The sequence below is a fragment of the Streptomyces coeruleorubidus genome (genome assembly GCF_028885415.1).
Classification (GTDB): Bacteria; Actinomycetota; Actinomycetes; order Streptomycetales; family Streptomycetaceae; genus Streptomyces; species Streptomyces coeruleorubidus_A.
In genome coordinates, this window is sequence record NZ_CP118527.1 from 704,495 (window position 1) to 720,357 (window position 15,863).

Sequence of the window (15,863 nt, forward strand, 5' to 3'; positions counted from 1 at the left end):
CGGTCGGCCGGTATCGGTCAGGTGGTGATCCCGAAGCGTTCGGCGAGCTGGCGGCGGGTGTCGGCGGCGCTGGTGTGCAGTACGCCCCCGATTCCGATCCGTGCCGCCCCGTCGAGGTTCTGCTGCAGATCGTCGATCATGACTGCCTCCTCGGGGTCGATGCCGAGGCGTTCACATGCGATCGCGTAGATCCGCCGGGAGGGCTTGCGGATCCCGACCTCGGCGGAGATGACGACCACATCCGCGACAGCGGCGAGTTCGACCCCGTCGTAGGTTCCGGTACCGAACGAATTGGACACGAGCGCGACGGGACGGCCGGCGGCTCGGAGATCACCGAGCAGCGCGAGCATGTCCTGGTCGATCGACATGCCCGCCTGCATGCGGCCCGTGAGCCCCTCGGCCGCCACGTCGGCGCCGTGGGCACGGAGCCGTTCGGCGAACCCTCGCTCGAAGGCCTCGGCGTCGATACGGCCGCACTCGTGGTCTGCCAGGAGGGTGCGTGATGCCTCGTCCCGGCCGAGGAGGTCCAGCGGCAGGCGCGGATCGAGGCCGAGCGAGGCGCCGAAGTCGGTGAAAGCCCGCAGCACACTGGAGGTGATGACACCGCCGAAGTCCACGAGGACCGCGGTGCGCGCCTTGTCCGTCACGCTCGGCACCTCAGGCAACCTCGAACAGTCCGGCTGCGCCCATGCCGCCGCCGACACACATCGAGATCACCACATACCGGACGCCGCGGCGCTTGCCCTCGATGAGGGCATGCCCCACAAGCCGGGCCCCGGTCATTCCGTACGGATGACCGACCGAGATGGCGCCGCCGTTGACGTTGAACCGCTCCGGGTCGATGTGCAGTTCGTCCCGGCAGTACAGCGCCTGGGAGGCGAACGCCTCATTGAGTTCCCACAGGCCGATGTCGTCGATGGTGAGGTCGTGCTGCTTGAGCAGTTTCGGAATGGCGAACACCGGACCGATGCCCATCTCGTCCGGCCCACAGCCGGCAACGGTCATGCCCCGGTAGATGCCCAGCGGTTCCATTCCCCGGCGTTCGGCCTCCTTCGACTCCATCAGCACCGACGCCGAAGCCCCGTCCGACAACTGCGAGGAGTTGCCCGCCGTGACGCTGGAATGCGCGCTCGCCTGACCGTCGGGCAGCACCGGCGCCAATCCGGCCAGGCCTTCGAGCGTCGTCGACGCGCGGTTGCCCTCGTCGCGGGTCAGGGTCACCGCCTCGTCCCGCACCTGGCCGGACTGCTTGTCCAGGACCTTCTTGACGCTGTCGAGCGCGACGATCTCCTGGTCGAACCGGCCGGCCTCCTGCGCCGCCGCGGTGCGCCGCTGTGACATCAGCGCGAACTCGTCCTGGCGTTCCCGGCTCACGCCGTAGCGTTCGGCGACGATCTCCGCCGTGTGCAGCATCGGCAGGTAGATGCTCGGCTTGTGCTCGACCAGCCAGGGATCCGCCATGCGGTGGGTGTTCATGTGGTCGTTCTGCGCCAGGGAGATCGACTCGACACCGCCGCCGACAGCGACCTGCATTCCGTCCGCGACGATCTGCTTGGCTGCCGTCGCGATGGCCATCAGGCCCGAAGAGCACTGCCGGTCGATCGTCATCCCCGACACGATGTCCGGAAGTCCGGCGCGGAGAGCAGCCTGACGCGCGACATTGAAACCCGACGACCCCTGCTGCACGGCGCAGCCGAAGATCACGTCCTCGACCTCATCACCCTCGATCCCGGCCCGCTGCACCGCGTGGGAAAGGGCGTGGGCGGCGAGTTCCTGCGCCTGGGTGTCGTTGAACGCGCCGCGGTAGGCCTTTCCGATCGGCGTGCGTGCCGTCGAAACGATGACTGCTTCCCTCATGTCGCCTCACTGCTTCCTGTAGGCCCGGTTCGTCCGGGGGGCTTCGGGGGCCGGAACTCCGAGCTCCGTGAGCCGGGCTCGACTGCCGGTAGGCGGTGCCGAACACCAATTGCCGTATGGAGAAGGCTCATTGACCGTCTCCTCGGGCGACGGATGGCATGTTCACGCCCACACTGGAACCGATGGTCGGCCTTCCGCCGGTTATAATTGAATTCGGCGTCAGGTTCAACCACGGTCGGCTCTTGACAGTCCGCTCCCTTGCCTGAAGGGTACCGACCAGTCGGTACGGAGAGGTGGATCGTGACTCAGCTGAGCATCTCCACGGGTGCGGGCGTGTTCGACGCGATCGCGGCTGGTCCGCCCGAGGGCCGCCCCGCGCTGCTGCTGCACGGCTTCCCGCAAACAGGGCTGGTGTGGCGGCGGCAGATCGAGGCGTTGGCCGCGCACGGCTACCGGGTGGTGGCGCCCGACCAGCGTGGGTACTCCCCCGGCGCCCGCCCTCAGCGGCCCGAGGACTATCGCATCAGCCTTCTCGTGGACGACGTGGTCGCGATCAGTGAGGAACTGGGCTGGGCGGCGTTCGACCTCGTCGGCCATGACTGGGGAGGCGCGGTGGCCTGGTGGACCGCGCACGCCCACCCCGGCCGCGTGCGCACCCTGACGGTGGTCTCGACCCCGCACCCCGGCGCTCTGGCCACCACCCTGCGCACCGACCAGGATCAGCGCGAACGCTCCCACTACATGATCGACTGGCGCGAGACACCAGCGACCGAGGAGCGCATGCTCGCCCACGATGCCCAAGAGCTTCGCGATTTCTACGCCGGAAAGGTCCCACAAGGCAGCGCCGACGCCTACGTGTCGCACCTGTCCCAGCCGGGCGCTCTCAGCGCGGCGCTGAACTGGTATCGGGCCGGCCGCCCCGACGGCGCGATCGGCGTCATCGACGTCCCCACGCTGTACGTCTGGAGCACGGAGGACAGCGCGTTCGGTCCGGCAGCCGCACAGGAGACCGAGCAATGGGTCAACGGGCCGTACCGGTTCGAGACCCTCCGGGGCGTCAGCCACTGGATCCCCGAGGAGGCGCCCGAAACGCTGAGCCGCCTGCTGCTCGAACACCTGCAAGCGCACGGCGAGTAGTGAACCCGCAGCGAATGTCCCGTTCGTCGACTCTCCGAAGAGGTGACCCGATGCAGACTGCCCGCGCGGCCTGGCGCCGTCTCGAGCCCGTCCACGGCATGATCTACTTCGTTCCCGAGGCAAGGCGACGGTACGCGGACCTCGGCCTGAGCGGTCGCGCCGGGTACTTCGCTTCCAGGAGCGCCGCATTCGGCGAAGCTTCCGCCGAACTGGTCATCTCGACCTTCTACAACTTCAACCCCGAGGTCGTACGGCAGGCGGTCGACGGGGCCTGGGACGCAACGACGCCGCAGCAGGTGTTGGACGCGCGGTACGCCGCGGCGGGCGAAGCCCTGCGACGGGCGGGAATTCACGAGTTGCCCCACGTGGACGAGGTGCTGGCGCTGACCCGCCGGGCTGCCGAGGCGGCCTGCGAACACGCGCAGGGCCGCCCGCTGTTCGCGGCGCATGCCGCACTGCCGTGGCCGGAGGAGCCGGTGCTGCGGCTGTGGCATGCCCAGACACTGCTCCGGGAGTTCCGTGGAGACGGCCATGTCGCATGCCTGCTGAGCGAGGGTGTCGGAGGCTTGGAGGCGCTGATTCTGCACGCCGCGACCGGTGAGGTCCCCGTCGACTTCCTCAAGGCGAGCCGCGCATGGCCCGAGGAGGAGTGGGCCGGCACCCAGGAGCACCTGCGCGAGCGAGGTCTCCTGGATGGCGACTCCCTCAGCCCGGAAGGCGAACTCCTGCGCCGGCACATCGAGGACCGCACCGACCGCCTGGCCCTTCCCGCCTACGCCGCCCTTGGTGACTCCGACTGCGAGCGTCTCGCCGAACTCGCGAGCCCCTTCGGCCGTGCCGTCGTCGAAGCCGGCCTTCTCCATCTGGGTTGACCGGGCCCCGATCTCACCGTCTCGCAGGGTGAGCAAGAGAATCAGCCGCCCCTTCGAGGGCCGACGGGCGGGCGGCAGTGTTCAGAAGTTGTCGCGTCTGCGCGGGTAGGCCCGGAAGGAGCGGGCCGAGTAGCCTTTGTCGGCCACGACCCGCTCCCGGCCGGACGCGAGGCCGCCCCGGCCCACACCCTGCAACACGAATGAGGTCGATGACTGCTTCTGCCTGGGTGCAGTCCCTGCGCGTGCCGGCCGTGACTGTGAAGGACAGCGGCCGGCCCAGCGCGACCAGCCAGTCCACCTCCGCCCGCCCTTGGGCTGCGGCCGGGAGCCGGTCGAAGGTGCCGTCGGCCGCCCACCGGGCGAAGCGTCCGTGCACGGTCTGCCAGGGCCCGAACCGCTCCGGTCAGATCCCTCCATGGCACACCGGTACGGAACTTGAACACGATGCCCTCAAGAACCTGACGGTGATCACGCCACCTGCCCCGGGCACGGCTCAATGGCGGCAGCAACGGTCCAATCACCGACCACGCAACGTCAGATATCGCCCCGCCCCTCACAGATAGTCCAACAATCCAATGATCGGAGAGGCACTGCCTAGTAGTGCTTCGTTACGTTGAGTGATCTCGGCTCGCGTCGCCGGCTGACTCGGCTGAGGCGCCCGCGGCGAGGCCCGTCCAGCTTTACGACTGCTCGGCCGGGGTCAGGCCGGGAAGGCCCAACAACCGGCGTGTGCGTTCGTCGGCTTTGGCGCCGGCGGCGACCGAGTGTCGTACGCCGTGGTACACGAGGTCCCACAGCCGCTGGTTGCCCTCCATCAGGCCGAAGGGGACGACCAGGCTGCTGTTGCTCTTCGCCAGTCGCAGGCACAGACCGAGCCGTGCCCAGTTGACCACCGTGACGGCGTCCAGCTCGAAGAGCGGCACCTCGATGCTGCCGCTGACGTCCACCTCGGCGAGCGTGCGTGGTCCGGCCTCCAGGGCGATGTGGCGGTCGTGGAAGAGGCCGTAGATCAGGGCGTAGAGGAGCCACCCGCCGGCGACGACCTCGCCGAGGATCACGTACGCCTCGCCCGGGGCGCCCTGGACAACCATCAGGATCAGCATGACCACCGTCACCGGCACCACGCCCACGAACGCGGCCTTCGCGGCGTACCGCCAGCGATCGGGGCGGCGTGCGAAGACGGTTTCGAGCAGCCGGTCTTCCCCTGTCATCTGCGCGACCCACCGCTCGTCGGCTGCCCCGAAGTGGCCGCTTTTCACCTCGTACCGGCCAGGCCAGGGCCCGGTCACGCGGGGCGCGGCCGGCGGCCGGGGTTCGCCATGCGCGTCCGGCGGGGGCGTAAGGCCCGGGAACATGCTCGTCACATCCGCGAGTCTGCCGCGCCATACCGGGAGGGGTCCCCGGGGAGGCACGGAGAGCGCGGGCATGCACACGGCACTCGTACGTCGCGGGCCGTGGACCACGATTCAGTGGCACAGCCCAGATGCTGAGCAACTGCCCACTTTCGCCGGGCGACAGAACGAAGACGGCCAAGAACTTGATCAGTCTGTTGAGGTCAGGAAGGACTCCGTGGGCTGCGGGCCTCCCCGCCGCCTGCCCAGGGTCAACTGCGCGATCCTGATGCGCCGGAGTGGGACGAGGACGACGAGACGGTCTGAGCACAGCCCCGTCGGTCAGATCTTCCGGCTCTCAGCGCGGGTTCCTGCGCATGCACCATGTGCGGGGGCCGTTGTCGGGGAGCTGGACATCGGCCGTGACCTTGAAGCCGAGGCGCTCGTAGAACCGCACGTTCGCATCGCTGGAGGTCTCCAGGAACACCGGACACCCAGCGCGCTCGGCCTCCTGGATGCCAGGAACCAGTACCGCATTGCCGAGGCCCTTTCCCTGGGCCTCGGGGGCGGCCGCCACGGTCTCCAGGAACCGTCCCGGCTCCTTGGGCCGGTACGGCGCCATGGCCGCGTCCGCAGCCGCGGCCATGGCGGCCCGGTCGCCGCTGAGTTCGCCGAGGATCGGGCCCAGCTCGGCGAAGGCGGGCGAGGGATCCATACCGGGAACGGCCCAGACAGCCACGGCACGGCCTCCGTCGGCGACCCAGACGCGGCCGTACACCATGCCAATACGGGTCAGGCACAGCTCCTGGTAACGCCGGATCCGCTCCTCGTGACCGTCCGCCGCAATCACGTGCCGCGTGAAGGGGTAGTCGGCGAAGGCCCGGGCGAGAGTATCGACCGCAGTGGGAACGTCGGCGTCGGTGATGGGACGTACGGAAGGGGCGCTCTGGAGCTCCGGCATGTTCACCAAACGATCTTGACGGCAGGCCGTTTCCCCGACAACACATTTGACCGGGCTCCTATGCCCTGCAGAACTACCGACCTCGCACGCTGACGCCGTTTGGGTGTTCTCGGCAACGGCGAGGGTTTCTCGGGGCAGCCGAGGAATAAGGGTCGCAGCGGCGGCCACAGCCACAGGAGGCTTGTCATCGTGCGTCCATCCGAGGAAGAACGCGAGCCGCCCGGCGGGGCGCGTCCGCACTTCAGGTCCGCATCCGGCCGGGAGGCAAGGCAGTGTCCGCAGTCCTGCCGCTGGCCCACTGACGCGGCCCGCGATCTGACTGCCGCCTCACTCCCGCCCATCGGCTCTATCGCCCCGCCGGGCGGAGACACTCGCGCCATCCTGACATGAGACGCATAGCGCGCTGCGGTCAGCCCAGCAGACGCAAGGAGATGGACTTGATGAAGCGGAAGTCCTGTCCGCTCCCGGTGCGTACGGCTCCGACCAGTAGCCCGACAAGTCCGACCAGGATGTAGCAGAACACCAGGTACATCGGCAGTGGCTGGGTCTGCGGGTAGGACGGCGGCAGCCCGATCAGGGCCGAGATCAGGGCGCCGCCGAGGATCGCCAGGAATGCGGTCAGACCGAAGTTCGCCGCGTGTGTGGCATGTTCGCGGGTCCACGGGTTCGCGGTCCGCGACCGGATGGCCAGCGGGACCAGCCAGATCACGAAGATCCCGACGCACGTGAAACCCACGAGCGCCGCACCCAGATACGACCACACCGCTCCCGACCGGCTGCCGGTCCGCTCCACCATGACGCCCTCCCGCTTCTCAACGGCCACTGTCCTACCCCCGACGGCCCGGGACGGGTCCCGCGAAGCAGCCCGCACGACATCGCGGGGATCCGGTCGGCGATGTCGCCGATCGGCGTGGCCGGATAGCTCAAGGGGCGGGCCGGCGCGCCTAGTCAGCCACCGACGTGTGCCGGACGGCGAGGCTTGCGCCACATCGCCCACAGCCTCGGCCCGCCGCCCGGCAGCTGCAGTTCCTCTCGCACGGTGAAGCCGAAGTGCTCGTAGAAGGGCACGTTGGCCGACGCGGAGGACTCCAGGTAGACAGGCAGACCCGCCGCGTCGGCTTTGGCCAGCCCTGAGCGCAGCAGTGCCGCCCCGTGTCCCTGGCCCTTTGCCGCCGGGTCCGCGCCGATCACTGCCAGGTACCAGTGCGGTTCGCGGGGTGCGTGCTTGGCGGCCGTCTCGACAGTCTCCCTGAACAGCGCAGCCCGGTCACCGAGAATGCTCTGGAGCTCTCGGATGGTTTCCCCGTCCGGAACGGCCTGGGCCTGTGACTCTGCCGGTACCCAGAAGGCGGCGGCCGCCTCGGTGCGCTCGCAGACTGCGTGGCGGACGTACTGCCGGGTGAAGATCGTGGTGAAGTAACGGTCCAGCCCTTCCCTGCGCGATGAGTCGTCGGGGAAGAACCAGCGCATCATCGGATCGTCGTCGAAGGCGCGGGCCAGGGCGCGGCTGATGAACGCGGCGTCGTCCATCGTTGCCGTCTTCGGCGTGTTCGTTTTCGGCATGTAGATCATTCTGCAGCCCTGATCATCGATGATGGGGCGAGGCCCCGGTCGCGCCCGCGGACCAGGGTTGGTCAGGGACTTTCCCGTGGCCGCTCCGCCTCGGCTTCCCGACCCGGCGATCACGATCGTGGGGCAGGTCGGCGCCCATGAGGGCAAGCTGGGGGTGCCGGACCGGGCGGCAGCCGCTCCTTGGCCTCGCCGCCGACCGCTGTCTGACGGTCAGTGCCCAAGCGGCAGGACTGCCGACTCGGCCTTGCCGCTGGGACCGACGGTGACAGCCACGTCCTGGGCCAGGTCCTGCACCAGGCGCCGCCCGATGCCGCCCGGCCGGGCGGCATCGGGCGGCAGGCGGCTGGCGTCCTCCACGGTGGCGGTCACGGTGTCGGGTCCCGCTCTTAGGCCGAAGCCGGTCACTCCGCCGGCATGCCGCACCGCGTTGGTGACCGGCTCGGACACCACCAGCAGCACCGCTTCGGTCTCGGCCCCACCGTCCGGCGCCGGCACCAGCAGAAAGCCCCGCGTGACGTCCCGCGCCGCCGCTCCGCCAGTCCCTGCCCCGGCAGCAACGCATGCGGCGAAGGGCCCGAGCAAGGCACAGCAGGCGTTTCAACGCGGCCTGACGGACCTCGCGCAGTGGGTGGAACGGGAAGGCGCCCACCGGCCTGTGCCCCGCGGCCGCAGCGAAGAGATCGCGGTCGACGGCGAGACGGAGCCGGTGTCCGTCAAGCTGGGCGTGTGGGTATCGAACACCCGAGCGAGGCGGGGCAAACTCGCCCAGGAGCAGCTGGACGCGCTGCGGGAGCTGGGCATGGAGTGGGCGTGACACCGCCGCCGTCCCACCGTTGAGCCGGACGACGCGAGGCCCCGGGCGAGAAACGTCCGGGGCTCCGTGCTGTTTTCGTTCGCCTCGGATCGCCCCCTCACCGCGTGGCGTTGGGCGTGCTCCATTGGGACCAGGACAGGTTCCAGTCGCCGTCCCCGTTGTCCAGCGTCACCGGCTTGGACGGGTTGATGACCCGGACGAGGTCGCCCGGTTCCACGGTGTTGAAGAACCACTTCCCGTCGGATGCGTTCAGGTGAACGCATCCGTGGGAGTTGTCCACCCTGCCGATGGTCGCGTTGTCCCATGACGCGTCGTGGATGTACGTACCACTCCACGTCAGGTGGACGTCCCAGTAGACCGGCAGGTTGTAGTAGGTGGGACTACCGGGAGTGCAGCTGAGGCCGACGCTGCACGATGTCATCTGGGTCTTGGCCTCCTTGTCGAGCACGACCAGGTTGCCGCCCCAGGTCTGGTAGCCGGTCCCGCCGGTCGATATCGGGAGTGTCCGGCTCAGCTTGCTTGCCCGATAGACCGCCATGGTCCGGGTCTTGGGATTGACTACCGCGTGCACGTCGGAGTCGACCGTGAAGGTGTGTGTGTAGTCGCCGGTCGCCCAGAGGCTCCCTCCTGCGTTCACTCCTTCCAGGTCGCCTTTCACGGTGATCTTGTCGCCCAGGGGCCAGTACGTTCGGGGACGGTAGTCGACACGGCGGTTGGTCACCCATCGCCAGGCTCCGGTGACGTGGTCCGTGTCGGTCACGGACAGTGCTTTCTGGGCGGCGGCCTCATCGGTCACGGCCTTCGTGAACACGACGACTACTGGCTGGGCGTTGCCTACGTCGGACCCCGTGGCGGGGGTGATGGACTGGGCGGTGGCGGTGTCGGCCGGACTGATCGTCTCGATGTCCAGGCGCTTGCTGACCGACTTTCCGGATGTATCGGCGGCCGTGGCGACGATCGTGTAACGGGCGTCGAGGCTCAGCGGTTGAGACGGCGTCCATGTACCGGCCGACGGGTCGAGGGAGCCGCTGACGACGGAACCGTTCGAGCGGGTGACGGAGACCTTGGTCAGGTGTGCGTGGGTGGCCGTGCAGTGAATGGGCCGGTCCGGCTCGGCTCGGCCGGAGGCGTCCGTCACCGGCTTTATCGTGATGTCGCTCGGTCGGGGCGACGTCGACGAGGCCGCGCTGAGACCACACCCGACCAGCGTGAGCGCGGAGACCACCGTGAGCGCGGCGAGGTAGGCCATCTCCTTCATACGCCGACGCTTTTCCGGCACCTGACTCATCGTTTTCACAGGGTCTCCTCCTCGGCCGGTAGGGAAGACATCGACTGCCGGCGGTGGACACGTTCGGGACATTGATGGAGAGGCCAACGAAGTACGCACGCCGGGGAATTGACGCTAACCACCGGCCAGGTCAGAGTTGGCGTCGTTGTTGCCGATGGTGATCGGCTGATCGTTCTGCAGCTCGCGGAAGAGGGCCTTGGCGCGTGTCATGTTCCACAGCACCGCGTCACCGGCGTTCAAAGTGGAGTAGTTCGCGTCTGCGATCGGGACCGTCAACTCATGTCCTCGTCCGCTGGAAATCCCCTTCAGGCCGAGGAACATCCGCGCCAGGTCGTACGGGGTCGTGTTCTTGTCCACGCTCAGCGTTCCGATGCCCGCGTCGAGTGCCGAGTAGAGCCTGATCGGGTTGAGAAGAGTGGACGGGGTCTCCGCCTGGTGGGCGATCGCGGTAAGGAATTTCTGCTGGTTCGCCATGCGGCTCAGGTCCTGGCCCGCCTCCTGATGGCGTTCCCGGACCAGTTCGAGGGACTGCCGGCCGTCCAGTTTCTGGCAGCCCGCCTTGAAGTCGGCTCCCGATGCCTGGTCCACGATGGGCCGGTCCAGGCACAGGGTGACGCCGCCGAGTGCGTCCACCAGGCCGACGAAGCCACCGAAGCCGATCTCCGCGTAATGGTCGACGTGGATGCCGGTGTTGTACTCGACCGTCTCGGCCAGCAGTTGCCCGCCGCCGAGCGAGAAGGCCGCGTTCAACTTGTTCGTCGTTGCCGGATGCCGGACACCGTCCGCACCGCTGAACGCCGGTATGGTCACGTAACTGTCGCGCGGCAGACTCACCAGGGTGTCACCGTCGCTGCCGATGTGCAGCAGCATCATCGAGTCGCTGTTGCCGTACGGACCCTCGTCGTCGCTGCCGGTGTGCAGTTCCTTCTGCTGCTGCGGGGTCAGATTCCGGCGGTCGTCCGAGCCGGTGATGAGATAAGTGGTGCCCTTGCCCGGCGGGGGTTGGTCCGACAGGGCGCCGAGGTTCACCGTACGGTCCAGCTTCTCGTCGGCCCAGGCGTACGTCCCGACGGAGGCCGCGAGCACCGCGAGGGCGAGCGTCATCACGCCCCAGGTTGCCCTGCGGCGCCATGTCCGGTGGCGAACGCGGCCGACCGGGTGTCCGCCTCGGCCGTACGTCACCATGAAACGGGAGCCCCCTCATGCACGAACAAGGTTCTTCAATGTTTGATGCGCCCATAATAGGCATCAATTGCACGCCCACAGAAGGAGCTTCCTGAAGCTTGGCCCTCGCGTGGGACCCCCCTGAAGAACCCTTCATGAATTCCCTACCGAATTCTTATCTCAGATTCACGCGGATACGGCGATCGACAGGGAGAAGCGGCCTTCCAATTTCACAGGTGCGTGTGGCGCGGCAGGCACGGTCGTATTCTGCTGGGCTGGATTTAGCAACCATCTTTCCCTCGTCACCGTCTATGAATGCGAGGCTCTGGCGCCGAAACGCCATGAGGGAGACGTGGGCCGGCCGAGAGCCGGCAACGACGAACTGGCGGTGGACATGTCACAGACGAGTACTGACCGGGCCGATGGGCCGACACCAGACCTCCGTGCCGGAGCAGCCGGGGAGGATGCGACCGTCACGGCTGCCGTGCGTGGCTCTGCGGCTCGCCGCCGGAACCCGTCTCCGCGCCCGAGCGCCGGGCCACGCGGCACGCTCCTTGCCGTCGGCGCTCTCGGCGGGGCCATAGCAGCGACGCTCTTCGGTATCGCCCGTTCCGTCTTCGGCTACGGCTTCAACGTTCCTGTGACCCTCTCCGCCTTCACGGCAGGCACCGTTGCCGTCCTCGCCCTCGGTGGCCTCCTCCGCCGGGAAGTGCTCCCGCGGTGGCTGCGCCGTCTCGTCACCCGTGCGTGCGTCATCGGTCTCGGCGTGGCCGTGGTGCTCGCGGCGGCCGGGGGTGTGCTGCTGGCAGTCACTCCGGGGGTGGGCGACGCCCAGTCCCGGGTGAGTGCGCAGGCCGCCGCCCACGGGGTGACTGCCACGGATCTGTCCACGCCCCCAAGGTCGCCGCGGCACTGGTGGCCACCGAGGATGCCCGTTTTTGGCACAACCCCGGCATCGACCCTGAAGGCGCCGCCCGCGCGCTGCTGGTCTGGCTGCGCGGCGGCGGAGGCGGTGGCGGGGGCGCCACCATCGAGCAGCAACTTGCCAAGATGCTCTACACCAACGGGCAACGTACCCGTCCCGACCAGGTGGAACAGGTCGCTCTGGCGGTCAAGCTCGCGCATGACTACCCCAAGGGCCGGATCCTGCAGATGTACCTGTCCACCGCCTATTTCGGGCATGGATACTACGGTCTGGACGCGGCCGCACACGGGTACTTCAAGACGAGTCCCGCTCACCTGGACTGGCCCCAGGCCGCCCTCCTTGCCGGTCTCGTCCAGGCGCCCTCCGCCTACGATCCCCTCCACAACCCCGACCTGGCCAGGCAGCGCCGCGCCGAGGTGCTGGTTCGCCTCGAGGCTATCGGTGACCTGACCGCACGTCAGGTCAGGGCCTTCGACGACACACCCCTGGGCGTCGCCTGAGAGCGAGTGCTCCTCAGTTGTTCTTGGCCCTGACAGTTCACCGGAATGCTCTGGCTGCGGCTAAGCCGACACCGTGGCCCCCGTAATGGAGATCCACAACGCGCTCGGCGTCAACTGGGAGGAGCCGGACCCGGACCACTACCGCAAGGTCCTCATCCGCATCACCTGGGACGACGAGGAGGAGCCCGCCGTCCTCGTCCCGCTCGGCGACTTCTTCGGCATCGGCCACTGCATGCCCAACAGCTACCAGTCGGCCCTGTTCACGGTATCGGCTAAGCCCGAGGAGTCCCTGATTTTCGGCGGCAGCGCCGCGTTGAACTGCTGGGCGCCCATGCCGTTCAACAAGCGCGCCCGCATCGAGCTGGTCAACGAGAACGACCTGCCGATCCAGCAGTACTTCTACATCGACTACGAGCTGTTCCCGGACGAGCTTCCCGAGGACACCCTCTACTTCCACGCCCGCTGGAGCCGCAGCAACCCGTGCAACGGCTGGGCGCCGGACATCCAGACCAACAGCCCCGAGGTCAACATCGTCGACGTCACCGGTGAGGTGGCCAGGGCGTCCGCTTTCGGCCCCGCCAGGGCGACTCCAGCTGGCCCCATTCTGTGGGTGATTGGTGAAGATCAGGCGTCGTGATGCGGCTCCGGTAGGCGGTTTGATTCGGGACCACCCATGGCGGTGCCGGGGTGCTCGGTCGTGGGCGGGCAGCGGAAAGGTGAGGCGTTACTCAAACAGGTGCCGGTGGGCTTGGCTCCATGCCAACTTGTCTTCGAGGTCCTGCAGGTAACCATCGGCCGCCCAGCTTGCCTGGGGTTCGTGCCCGGCATCGGCCAGCCGGCGTACTCGTTCGGCGTTTTCCCGCTGCTCGCGGATGACGGCGTCGACGATGTCGGCGGTGGAGGGGAGGCCGTAGGCGGTGCAGAACCGTTGCAGGCGTCGACGGCGGTCGGGCGGTTGCGGATAGCGGAGCCAACGGGTGCACTCGGTGTCGTCCCTGAACGGTGCCACGTACTGCAGTGCGTAGGCGATGTCGTGCAGGCGTGCTGCCGGGCGAGCGAAGTCGAAGTCGATGAGGCCCACCGGCTGCTGCCCCTGCCAGACCACGTTCCATGGGCCGAAATCGCCGTGGCAGATCACCGCACGGTCAGCGGACTCCGTCGCGTCGACGGCCCAGGCGGCATTGTCGGGCGGGGTGAAACCCGCGGTTGCGTCGTGGTACTCGCGCAGCAGCCGGGCGAAGGCGGTCAAGCCGTCGTCTTCCACGACTTTGGCCCATCTCAGCGGCCCCGACTCTCCCTCGATGTAGCTGAGGACCTCGCGGCCTTCCTCGTCGATCCCCAGGGCCCGCGGAGCGTAGGGGAAGCCCACTGCTTCGAGATGGCGCAGGAGTGCGTGCGCCGTCTCCGTCCAGGGCTGGACGGGTCGGCGGACGGTGTCGCCGATCCGCACGACCTGCCGGTGAGCGTGGTCCTGCAGCACGTCCTCGTTCGTCACCCGCAGAGGCTATCCACCGCACTGGCAGCGCGACATGTGGATTATGGGGAACCGTTCGTCGCGGGTGCTTCGGCCTGCTCACTTGGTCCTGTTGGTCTTGTTGGCTTTGGTGCGGGCCAGGCGGTAGGACTCGGTGCCGGTCTCGATGAGAGTGGCGTTGAAGGTGAGCCGGTCCACGATCGCCGCGCAGAGCCGCGGGTCGGTGAAGGCCTTGGACCAGCCCGTGAAAGCCTCGTTGGAGGTGATCGCAATGCTGTTCTTCTCCTCGCGCTCAGTGAGAACCCGGAAGAGCATCTCGGCGCCGCGGCGGTCGAGTTCGAGGTAGCCGAGTTCGTCGATTTCCAGAAGGTCGACACGTCCGTAGCGGGCGATGGTCTTGCCGAGTTGTTTGTCGTCAGCGGCCTCGACGAGCTCGTTCACCAGGCTGGCTGAACGTCGCCCTAGCCACCGGTGAGGACAACTACGTGCTCCTCGACACCGAGGGCAAGGGTCACTACGTCGGCTGCAACCTCTCCGTCCACCACCGGCAGGGCAGCTGGTGGGGCGAGGGCAACGACATGATCTGGATCGACGACGACTTCCAGGCCGACGGCTCGACCAGCTGGCCGCCCTCGCTGCACGGCACGGGCACCGAGGACTACTTCGAGTCCCCCGCCGGCGCGAGGGCTATGGGCATGTCCCGCCAGTGCACCATGTCGGTGCTGACGGCGTGGCCCCAGTGGATCTGGCCCCAGAACGGGCCGAGCGGATCGTGCTGGTAGAAGATGTGGTACTTGCCCTTGAAGTACACGGGCGCGTGCGGCTCGTTCATCCAGTGCCAGGGCGGCAGCATGTGGAACTGGGGACGGTGCCGGTCGCCGTCGAAGCGGGACCGGTTCAAAGCCAGGTCCGGGCGGGGCACGCGGTGGCCCGGCAGCGCGGCGAGTATCTCGGCGTGCTCCCGCTGGGCGATGGTGTCGTCCAGGGTGCCGGGGCGGATGACGAGGCTGTCCATCAGGTTCATGTACATGTTGGCGTGGAACTCGCCGTTGAGCAGGGTGGGCCGGTTGTGCCGGCCGATCAGCAGCAACTCGCCGGAGGCCAGTCGGGGGCCTTGTCGGGGGTGGTGGCGGTGCCGATGAGGCGGCCGTCGCGGTAGAGGCGCAGCTGGTGTGCGGCCGGGTCGTAGCCGGCGGCGACGTGGGTCCATCGGCCCCTGGAGGCCGCCTGGTCCGGGGCTCCCTTGACCTCGATCAGGTCGGTGCCGAAGCCGAGTTGGAAGACGATCTGGCCGAAGCGGCGCAGGCCGAGCAGGAAGCCGGTCCTGGCGTCCGGGTTGTGCTGGTTGACCAGGGCCTGGGGCTTGCCGTCGATGCCGTGCTCGTAGGCGTAGGGGGCGATCCACGCGTCGATGGTCAGGCCCTGGGCGGGGTCCAGCCTGCCGGGGCCCTTGGCGGTGACGACGGTGGAGTAGCCGTCGAAGTACAGCGCCCGGCCGCGCACTCCGCACCGCCGGACGGGGTCGCTGTCCGGCTTGTAGCGGGCGTCTGCGAAGACGTAGTCGATGGGGTCTGCGGAGCCCGAGACCGCCTCACGGGCGACCGTGCCGCCGCGCTCGTCGAAGTCCCAGCGCGCGGTGGGACTTTGGGGACCGCGTCGGCTCTCAGCGGCGGCGGAAGCGGAAGCGAACGAGAGCGGTACGACGGCCCCGCCGATGGCGGCGGACACGACGGTGAGGGCTGTTCTTCTCCTCATGGGCGGGCTCCTGGGTGGCGCGGCAGGTCTGACGCTCTGCCAAATCGGTTTAGGCGAGCTGGCTCGGCATCGTTCGCGCCCCGCTCCCGCTAACGCAAGAGCTAATGCATGCCGTTTTACCTGGGAGCTACAAGACAGGCGGACAAATCGGCATATATCTTCCCCGTTTCTTATTCGAGATGTCTGCGGTGTTGACATCCGGACACGGGCGCA

Annotated in this window: 16 protein-coding genes and 5 pseudogenes; 7 read left to right on the forward strand and 14 right to left on the reverse strand. The window is 68.2% G+C overall.

Annotation, left to right across the window (positions count from 1 at the left end; genetic code table 11):
* Window positions 1–17: 17 nt before the first annotated feature.
* The gene (locus tag PV963_RS03375; protein WP_274814057.1) at window positions 18–647 is read right to left on the reverse strand and encodes an HAD family hydrolase; all 630 of its coding nucleotides are present in this window, start codon (window positions 645–647) and stop codon (window positions 18–20) included.
* 10 nt (window positions 648–657) lie between these two features.
* Window positions 658–1,857, reverse strand: a complete 1,200-nt coding sequence (locus tag PV963_RS03380; RefSeq protein ID WP_274814058.1) for an acetyl-CoA C-acyltransferase — start codon at window positions 1,855–1,857, stop codon at window positions 658–660.
* A gap of 300 nt (window positions 1,858–2,157) precedes the next feature.
* On the opposite strand from PV963_RS03380, the gene PV963_RS03385 reads away from it, so the two are divergent.
* Both PV963_RS03385 and PV963_RS03390 read left to right on the forward strand, forming a co-directional pair.
* Complete coding sequence (locus PV963_RS03385; RefSeq protein ID WP_274814059.1) at window positions 2,158–2,994, forward strand: alpha/beta fold hydrolase; 837 nt, start codon at window positions 2,158–2,160, stop codon at window positions 2,992–2,994.
* Between the two features lie 50 nt (window positions 2,995–3,044).
* On the forward strand, window positions 3,045–3,866 hold the full coding sequence (locus PV963_RS03390; RefSeq protein WP_274814060.1) for an SCO6745 family protein: 822 nt from the start codon (window positions 3,045–3,047) through the stop codon (window positions 3,864–3,866).
* Window positions 3,867–4,279: 413 nt separating this feature from the next.
* Here PV963_RS03390 and PV963_RS43915 read toward each other — a convergent pair.
* Window positions 4,280–4,423, reverse strand: a pseudogene (locus tag PV963_RS43915) (transposase); the annotation flags it as partial.
* 123 nt (window positions 4,424–4,546) lie between these two features.
* Window positions 4,547–5,077 (reverse strand): hypothetical protein, encoded by a 531-nt coding sequence (locus PV963_RS03400; RefSeq protein WP_274814061.1) that lies wholly within the window; start codon window positions 5,075–5,077, stop codon window positions 4,547–4,549.
* A 205-nt stretch (window positions 5,078–5,282) separates the two neighbouring features.
* Here PV963_RS03400 and PV963_RS03405 point away from each other — a divergent pair.
* A pseudogene (locus PV963_RS03405) lies at window positions 5,283–5,372 on the forward strand (haloacid dehalogenase); the annotation flags it as partial.
* A 183-nt stretch (window positions 5,373–5,555) separates the two neighbouring features.
* On the opposite strand, the gene PV963_RS03410 reads toward PV963_RS03405, so the two are convergent.
* The 4 genes from PV963_RS03410 to PV963_RS03425 form a co-directional block, all read right to left on the reverse strand.
* Window positions 5,556–6,158 carry a GNAT family N-acetyltransferase gene (locus tag PV963_RS03410; protein ID WP_274821923.1) on the reverse strand — a complete coding sequence of 201 codons (603 nt, stop codon included), beginning with the start codon at window positions 6,156–6,158 and terminating at the stop codon, window positions 5,556–5,558.
* 409 nt (window positions 6,159–6,567) lie between these two features.
* On the reverse strand, window positions 6,568–6,981 hold the full coding sequence (locus tag PV963_RS03415) for a DUF4870 domain-containing protein (protein WP_274814062.1): 414 nt from the start codon (window positions 6,979–6,981) through the stop codon (window positions 6,568–6,570).
* A gap of 125 nt (window positions 6,982–7,106) precedes the next feature.
* Window positions 7,107–7,721, reverse strand: a complete 615-nt coding sequence (locus PV963_RS03420) for a GNAT family N-acetyltransferase (protein WP_274814063.1) — start codon at window positions 7,719–7,721, stop codon at window positions 7,107–7,109.
* A gap of 219 nt (window positions 7,722–7,940) precedes the next feature.
* Window positions 7,941–8,225 carry an ATP-binding protein gene (locus PV963_RS03425; protein WP_274814064.1) on the reverse strand — a complete coding sequence of 95 codons (285 nt, stop codon included), beginning with the start codon at window positions 8,223–8,225 and terminating at the stop codon, window positions 7,941–7,943.
* A 40-nt stretch (window positions 8,226–8,265) separates the two neighbouring features.
* Here PV963_RS03425 and PV963_RS03430 point away from each other — a divergent pair.
* A pseudogene (locus PV963_RS03430) lies at window positions 8,266–8,544 on the forward strand (helicase associated domain-containing protein); the annotation flags it as partial.
* 97 nt (window positions 8,545–8,641) lie between these two features.
* Here PV963_RS03430 and PV963_RS03435 read toward each other — a convergent pair.
* Both PV963_RS03435 and PV963_RS03440 read right to left on the reverse strand, forming a co-directional pair.
* Entirely contained in the window at window positions 8,642–9,802 is a 1,161-nt protein-coding gene (locus tag PV963_RS03435) for a L,D-transpeptidase (protein WP_274814065.1), read from the reverse strand.
* 144 nt (window positions 9,803–9,946) lie between these two features.
* On the reverse strand, window positions 9,947–10,936 hold the full coding sequence (locus PV963_RS03440; protein WP_274814066.1) for an LCP family protein: 990 nt from the start codon (window positions 10,934–10,936) through the stop codon (window positions 9,947–9,949).
* A gap of 807 nt (window positions 10,937–11,743) precedes the next feature.
* Here PV963_RS03440 and PV963_RS03445 point away from each other — a divergent pair.
* Both PV963_RS03445 and PV963_RS03450 read left to right on the forward strand, forming a co-directional pair.
* Window positions 11,744–12,421: a biosynthetic peptidoglycan transglycosylase gene (locus tag PV963_RS03445; protein WP_274814067.1), complete on the forward strand. Its 678-nt coding sequence runs from the start codon at window positions 11,744–11,746 to the stop codon at window positions 12,419–12,421.
* A gap of 73 nt (window positions 12,422–12,494) precedes the next feature.
* The gene (locus PV963_RS03450; protein WP_274814068.1) at window positions 12,495–13,058 is read left to right on the forward strand and encodes a DUF2961 domain-containing protein; all 564 of its coding nucleotides are present in this window, start codon (window positions 12,495–12,497) and stop codon (window positions 13,056–13,058) included.
* An 87-nt stretch (window positions 13,059–13,145) separates the two neighbouring features.
* On the opposite strand, the gene PV963_RS03455 is transcribed toward PV963_RS03450, so the two are convergent.
* Window positions 13,146–13,916, reverse strand: a complete 771-nt coding sequence (locus PV963_RS03455; RefSeq protein ID WP_274814069.1) for an aminoglycoside phosphotransferase family protein — start codon at window positions 13,914–13,916, stop codon at window positions 13,146–13,148.
* A gap of 78 nt (window positions 13,917–13,994) precedes the next feature.
* Window positions 13,995–14,339, reverse strand: a pseudogene (locus tag PV963_RS03460) (ATP-binding protein); the annotation flags it as partial.
* A 41-nt stretch (window positions 14,340–14,380) separates the two neighbouring features.
* Here PV963_RS03460 and PV963_RS03465 point away from each other — a divergent pair.
* Window positions 14,381–14,506, forward strand: a pseudogene (locus PV963_RS03465) (DUF2961 domain-containing protein); the annotation flags it as partial.
* Between the two features lie 47 nt (window positions 14,507–14,553).
* On the opposite strand, the gene PV963_RS03470 reads toward PV963_RS03465, so the two are convergent.
* The gene (locus tag PV963_RS03470) at window positions 14,554–14,985 is read right to left on the reverse strand and encodes a hypothetical protein (protein ID WP_274814070.1); all 432 of its coding nucleotides are present in this window, start codon (window positions 14,983–14,985) and stop codon (window positions 14,554–14,556) included.
* Window positions 14,976–15,650 carry a LamG-like jellyroll fold domain-containing protein gene (locus PV963_RS03475; RefSeq protein WP_274814071.1) on the reverse strand — a complete coding sequence of 225 codons (675 nt, stop codon included), beginning with the start codon at window positions 15,648–15,650 and terminating at the stop codon, window positions 14,976–14,978. Before PV963_RS03475 ends, PV963_RS03470 begins: the two co-directional genes overlap by 10 nt.
* Window positions 15,651–15,863: the final 213 nt, after the last annotated feature.

Excerpts from the sequence above, each read along its gene's own strand:
- PV963_RS03380 (WP_274814058.1), bottom strand. The coding sequence starts at position 1,857 with ATGAGGGAAGCAGTCATCGTTTCGACGGCACGCACGCCGATCGGAAAG.
- PV963_RS03390 (WP_274814060.1), top strand. The coding sequence starts at position 3,045 with ATGCAGACTGCCCGCGCGGCCTGGCGCCGTCTCGAGCCCGTCCACGGC.
- PV963_RS03400 (WP_274814061.1), bottom strand. The coding sequence starts at position 5,077 with ATGACAGGGGAAGACCGGCTGCTCGAAACCGTCTTCGCACGCCGCCCC.
- PV963_RS03410 (WP_274821923.1), bottom strand. The coding sequence starts at position 6,158 with ATGCCGGAGCTCCAGAGCGCCCCTTCCGTACGTCCCATCACCGACGCC.
- PV963_RS03420 (WP_274814063.1), bottom strand. The coding sequence starts at position 7,721 with ATGCCGAAAACGAACACGCCGAAGACGGCAACGATGGACGACGCCGCG.
- PV963_RS03435 (WP_274814065.1), bottom strand. The coding sequence starts at position 9,802 with ATGAAGGAGATGGCCTACCTCGCCGCGCTCACGGTGGTCTCCGCGCTC.
- PV963_RS03440 (WP_274814066.1), bottom strand. The coding sequence starts at position 10,936 with ATGACGCTCGCCCTCGCGGTGCTCGCGGCCTCCGTCGGGACGTACGCC.
- PV963_RS03475 (WP_274814071.1), bottom strand. The coding sequence starts at position 15,650 with ATGAGGAGAAGAACAGCCCTCACCGTCGTGTCCGCCGCCATCGGCGGG.